The sequence below is a fragment of the Bradyrhizobium genomosp. III genome (genome assembly GCF_000261705.1).
Lineage (GTDB): Bacteria > Pseudomonadota > Alphaproteobacteria > Rhizobiales > Xanthobacteraceae > Bradyrhizobium > Bradyrhizobium ottawaense.
The window spans coordinates 1-5,478 of the sequence record NZ_AJQF01000252.1 but is presented as its reverse complement, the minus strand read 5'-3'; the positions used below and the strand labels follow the sequence as shown (position 1 = coordinate 5,478).

6 protein-coding genes are annotated in these 5,478 nt (G+C 62.9%); 2 read left to right on the top strand and 4 right to left on the bottom strand.

Annotated features, from left to right (window positions below; genetic code table 11):
- Together IC66_RS0121690 and IC66_RS0121685 are read right to left on the bottom strand one after the other, a co-directional pair.
- Positions 1-508, bottom strand: a 508-nt coding sequence (locus IC66_RS0121690) for an ABC transporter permease subunit (RefSeq protein WP_038949021.1), incomplete at its 3' end; no start/stop codon positions are given.
- A 181-nt stretch (positions 509-689) separates the two neighbouring features.
- Positions 690-1,868 (bottom strand): ABC transporter substrate-binding protein, encoded by a 1,179-nt coding sequence (locus IC66_RS0121685; protein WP_038949020.1) that lies wholly within the window; start codon positions 1,866-1,868, stop codon positions 690-692.
- A 576-nt stretch (positions 1,869-2,444) separates the two neighbouring features.
- Between IC66_RS0121685 and IC66_RS0121680 the strand changes: the two genes are divergently transcribed.
- Entirely contained in the window at positions 2,445-2,738 is a 294-nt protein-coding gene (locus IC66_RS0121680) for a hypothetical protein (protein WP_028143354.1), read from the top strand.
- 72 nt (positions 2,739-2,810) lie between these two features.
- On the opposite strand, the gene purU is transcribed toward IC66_RS0121680, so the two are convergent.
- On the bottom strand, positions 2,811-3,674 hold the full coding sequence (purU, locus tag IC66_RS0121675; RefSeq protein WP_028143355.1) for a formyltetrahydrofolate deformylase: 864 nt from the start codon (positions 3,672-3,674) through the stop codon (positions 2,811-2,813).
- A 175-nt stretch (positions 3,675-3,849) separates the two neighbouring features.
- Here purU and IC66_RS0121670 point away from each other — a divergent pair, with 175 nt between their 5' ends.
- Positions 3,850-4,689, top strand: a complete 840-nt coding sequence (locus IC66_RS0121670) for a uroporphyrinogen-III synthase (protein WP_028143356.1) — start codon at positions 3,850-3,852, stop codon at positions 4,687-4,689.
- 5 nt (positions 4,690-4,694) lie between these two features.
- Here IC66_RS0121670 and IC66_RS0121665 read toward each other — a convergent pair.
- On the bottom strand, positions 4,695-5,478 hold a 784-nt coding region (locus IC66_RS0121665), incomplete at its 5' end, for an adenylate/guanylate cyclase domain-containing protein (RefSeq protein ID WP_038949019.1).

Genomic DNA, 5,478 nt, shown 5'->3' with positions numbered 1-5,478 from the left:
GCAGGCGGCTGCCGAAGCGGGTCTTGGCCAGCACCATCTGCAGCGCGATGGTGAGCAGGCCGCAGATCACGATGATCATCAGCCGGTAGCGGCCGATGCCGACGCCGAACAGGTCGAACTGCCCCTGAAGTGCCGCCGGCAGGTTGATGAAGACGCGCGAGGAGCCCTGGATATAGTCGACGGCAGCAACCGACATGAAGGTCAGGCCGATGGTGAACAGCACCTGATCGAGATGGCTGCGCGTATAGAGGTGGCGGTACAGCGTCCGTTCGAGCGCGATGCCGATCGCGGCAGAGGAGACGAAAGCGAGCGGGAGCGCTGCGAAGAACGGCCAGCCCATCCGGTTGACCAGCACCATGCAGACATAGCCGCCGGCCATGGCGAAGGCGCCATGGGCGAGATTGACGAAGTTCATCAATCCAAGCGTGACCGCAAGCCCGCACGCGAGCACAAACAGCAGCATGCCGTAGGCAACGCCATCGAACAGGTTGGTGAGGATAGAGGTCATCGTCTCAGCTTAGAGTTATCGTCATGGCCGGGCTTGTCCCGGCCATCCACGTTCTTGTCCGGACTTTGTTTTCCTGGCTTCGCGTGGATGCCCGGGGCAAGCCCGGGCATGACGCGGAGCAAGGAGCATGATATCCCGGGTTCGCGCTAATGCGCGCCCCGGGATGCCCCGCTTTCGCGGGTCACTTCTTGGTCTTGCCGAGATCCTTGACGGCCTCGAAGGTCGCGAACTCGACGTTGTAGAGCTCGCCGTCGACCTTCTCGACCTTGCGGATGTAGATGTTCTGGACGATGTCGCGGGTCTCGGGGTCGATCGAGATCGGGCCGCGCGGGCTCTCCCACTTCTGGCCCTTCATGGCCTCGACCAGCTTGGTGCCGTCGGTGTCGCCATTCGTCTTCTTGAGCGCCTCGTAAATCAGGTGGATGCCGTCATACCCGCTCACCGCCATGAAGCCCGGACGATTGCCGAACGCCTTCTTGTAGGCTGCGACGAAATCCTTGTTCATCTGCGAGGGGTGCGCCGCGGAGTAGAGATGCGCGGTGACCGTGCCGAGCACGGCGTCGCCCATGTTGTTGAGCAGGTCGTCGTCGGTGACGTCGCCCGGCCCGATCACCTTGATGCCGGCCTTGTCGAGGCCGCGCTCGGCATACTGCTTCATGAAGTTGCCACCCTGGCCGGCCGGCACGAACACGAAGATCGCGTCCGGCTTGGCGTCCTTCATGCGCTGCAGAAACGGCGCGAAGTCCGGGTTTTGCAGCGGCGTCTTGACTTCTTCGACCACCTCGCCCCCGCCTGCGGTGAAATTCTGCTTGAAGAAGTTGAGCGCGTCATTGCCCGGCGCGTAGTCGGAGGTGAGCGTCGCCACCTTCTTGATGCCGTTCTTCACCGCCCAGTCGCCGATGATGGTCGAGGACTGCGCCAGCGTGAAGCTGGTGCGCACGATATAGGGCGAGCGCTCGGTGATGATGGAGGTGCCGGCCGCCATCACGACTTCCGGGATCTTGGCTTGCGTCGCCAGCGGCGCGGCAGCCAGCGCGGCCGGCGTCACGCCGAAGCCGGCGATGAAGTTGACCTTGTCGTTGACGATCAGCTCCTGCGCGGCGGTCTTGGTCTTGTCCGGGATCGCGGCGTCGTCCTTGAGGATGATCTCGATCTTCTTGCCGGCGACGGTGTCGCCCTTCTGCTGCATGTAGAGCTTGATCGCGTTCTCGATCTGCTTGCCGGTCGAAGCCTGGCCGCCGGTCATCGGCAGGATCAGGCCGACCTTGACGGTGTCCTCGGCCTTGGCAGACGCAAGGCCTGCAACGCCCGCGATGGCGGCTGCTGCTACAGTGCGTGAAAAAATTCTGCGTTCGAACATCAGATGTCCCTCCCCTTCATTCCTGACCTGTTGTGCGCCAGACCGAGTACCCGGTCCTTGCCGCGCTCTAACCTACGGACAAGCCATGCCGCGCGGCCACATGGCGTCCTCTGCAACCCCGTTGTCAATCGGACGTTGGGCGACCATTCGGCGCAAGCCGCGCGATCGGATCGACGGCGGAGGAGATATTTGTACGATTGTACAAATAAAATGGCCCTGTCAACAAGAAAGCCTTTCGCTTTGCGGGCCGGGTCCCTCCGGGTTGATACTGCACGGTAAGAGCGCCCCGGCGGCGACGTGGCTGGAGAAATCCGCCTCCGCTTTGCAGAATTCGAACATTCGCCGGACGACGAGATCGAAATTCCCAACTCCGATTTCCCCCGCCGAAAATACGGACTGTATACCGTATCACCTAGATAGACCCAATCAATGCCTAAAATTGCGTATTATTTTACCATTATGTATACAAGCAAATCCGTCGTCGAATAGGCCAATTTTACTTGTTGAGGACTAGAGTGCGCCCCTGGCGCCCATCGGGCGCCGGTCATCCGCGCCCGGTCCAGCTCGACCCAGAAGATGCTCATGCGTATCCGTTTGCCTTCAATCGCTGCCGTCGTTGCCTTGCTGGCTTCCAACCTTGCCGGCTGCGGCACCGTCAACGAAAGACTCTCCGCCGGCATGGGCGACTCAATCCCGCAATGGGCCGGCGGGCTGCCGGCCGATGCCCCGCCGCGAGCGGGCACGCCGCAATACGACGCCTACATGAAGGAGCGCGAACGCAAGCGGCTGCTGCCGGCGGCGGATCGCGAGAAGGAAGAGCAGGCGCAGAAGGGCGCGACCGGGACCGCGCCGGCTGGCGCGGTGCGCTAAGGGAGCGAATGGCGAATAGGGAGTGGCGAACATGGCCACCCCTTCTATTCGCTACTCGCCACTCACTATTCGCTAATCCACAAACACCACGGTCTTGCGGCCGTTGAGAATGACGCGGTCGTCGAGGTGGTAGCGGATCGCGCGGGCCAGCACGCGACGCTCGATATCGCGGCCCTTGCGAACGAGATCCTCAGGCGTGTCGCGATGGCTGATGCGCTCGACGTCCTGGTCGATGATCGGACCTTCGTCGAGATCGCGCGTGACGTAATGCGCGGTGGCGCCGATCAGCTTGACGCCGCGCTCATGGGCCTGGTGATAGGGCTTTGCGCCCTTGAAGCCCGGCAGGAACGAGTGATGGATGTTGATGCAGCGCCCCGAAAGCTGCGCCGACAGATCGTCCGACAGGATCTGCATGTAGCGGGCGAGCACGACCAGATCGGTCCTGGTCTTGGCGACGAGGTCGAGGATCTGTGCCTCCTGCTCGCGCTTGGTCTCCTTGGTCACCGGCAGATGGTGGAACGGAATGCCGCCGAAATCGAGCCCGCCATAGACCTCGCGCGGATGGTTGGAGACGATGGCGGCAAGCGTCATCGGCAGTTCGCCGGTGCGCCAGCGATAGAGGATGTCGACCAGGCAGTGGTCCGACTTCGACACCAGCAGCATCACCTTGCGATGCGCGGCCCGATCGCGCATCTGCCAGTCCATGCCGAAACGCTCGGCGATCGCGGCAAAGCCGGTCTGCAGCGCCGACAGTTCCACGGCGAGATCGGCCGCGGTGAACACCACGCGCATGAAGAACTGCTTGGTCTCGATGTCGTCGAACTGCTGAGCATCGAGAATGTTCTGTCCGTTGTGGGCGAGAAACGTCGACACCGCCGAGACGATGCCGGGACGATCCGGACAGGACAGGGTCAGGACATATTGATGATCGGGCATGTTGATGAACAGGCTTGGCTCTTGATGAAGGTTTGGGCAAATGATGCGGAACGACCCGCGATTTGCGCCCTGCTCTATCACCGACGTCCCCTTGCGCCAATCCCAAGACTTGCTTCGACCTGAAGCGCGGAGTCAGGATGAACGGACGACTGCTTTAACTGCCCGGAGTACGCCCATGGCCGAACGCTTGAACGGCTACCGCATCCTGATCCTGGAAACGCGCGAGGAGGCGCAGTTCTCGAAGCTTCTGGGCGAGCAAGGCGCCGAGGTCGTGCAATGCCCGATGTTTACCATCCAGGATGCACCGGACCCTGCTCCGGTCGAGGCCTGGATCCGCCGCGCCACCGACAAGCCCCTTGACGACCTTGTGCTGATGACCGGCGAAGGCCTTCGGCGGATCATGAAGCTCGCGCGGGCGCGTGGGCTCGACGGCGCGTTTGTCGCAGCCCTCGCCGGATCGCGAAAATTCACCCGCGGCCCGAAGCCCGGCAAGGCGCTGCGCGAGGTCGGCCTCGAAGCGCAGCAGACCACGGGCAAGCCGACCACCGAGGGCGTGATGGAGATGCTGGGCAAGCTCGACCTGAAGGGCCGGCGCCTTGGCCTTCAGCTCTATCCCGACAAGGACCATGGCGCGCTGATCGGCGCCCTTGCCGCGCAAGGCGCCGAGGTCGATGCCGTGCTGCCCTATGCCTACGATTCCAAGGCAGCGGATGCCAACATCGTCACCGCCATCGACGACATGGCCGCGGGGCGGATCGATGCCGTCGCGCTCACCAATCTCGGCCAGGTCCGCCGCCTGATCGAGGCCGCCAAGGCGCATGGCAGCGAGGCGAAGCTGCGCGCCGGCTTCGACCGGACGCTGATTGCGTCGGTGGGCCCGGCGGTTTCGGGTGAGCTTGCTGCCCATGGACTGCGCACGGACGTCTCGCCGGCCGATGAAGCCTATTTCATGCGGCCTCTGATCTCGGCGATGGCAGCCGCGCTCGCGGAGAAGCTGCCCCGGCAAGGGAGGTAAGGGTCCTACCCGGGCACGACACGATACACGCAGGCATTTCCTTCAACGCCGCGAAGAGGAGCTTCAAACACCGCGATTGCATGCCCGGAAAGGAGATCGCTCACTCCCGGCGCCGAATACAGCGCCTCCGAGATACAAATCTCGCCCGCATCCGCCAGCGACTGGACACGCGCGGCAACATTTACGGTCTGGCCGAAATAATCCAGATTGTCGTTCAGGGTCACGGCGATGGAGGGGCCGCAATGGGCTCCAATCTTCAGGATGATGCTCGGATCGCCGTGGTCGGAATTGTAGCGTTCGATTTCCCCCAATATGTGGAGCGCCGCCGAGATCGCGTCTGTCGGGCGAGAGAAGACCGCCATGACTGCATCGCCGATCGTCTTGACGATGGCACCGGAATGTTCCTGAACGGTCGCACCGAGCAAAGCAAAATGTTCGCGGACCAGCGCATAGGCATTGAGATCGCCGAGCCGTTCGTACATGGCGGTCGAACCTTTGAGATCCGTGAACAGCAGGGTCACCTGCCGGATTCCCAGGCCCTCCCTTTCGTCCACGCGTTCTGACCGGAACAGGCGGCGAAACGTCTGTCTCGCGAGCAACATCCCGCCGGACATGTAGGGCTCAAAATCAAGCGGCGGCTTGATCGCTTGAGCCAAAACCTCAGGCGGCCAGTTGATCAGGAGCAGGGAGCCTCGCGTGGATCCGCGGTTCTCCGCCTCGACAATGACGGGGCCGGGCGGCACGGCGGCCAGCGAGGGGGAAAAGCGCTGCCCATCGTATCCAACTCGC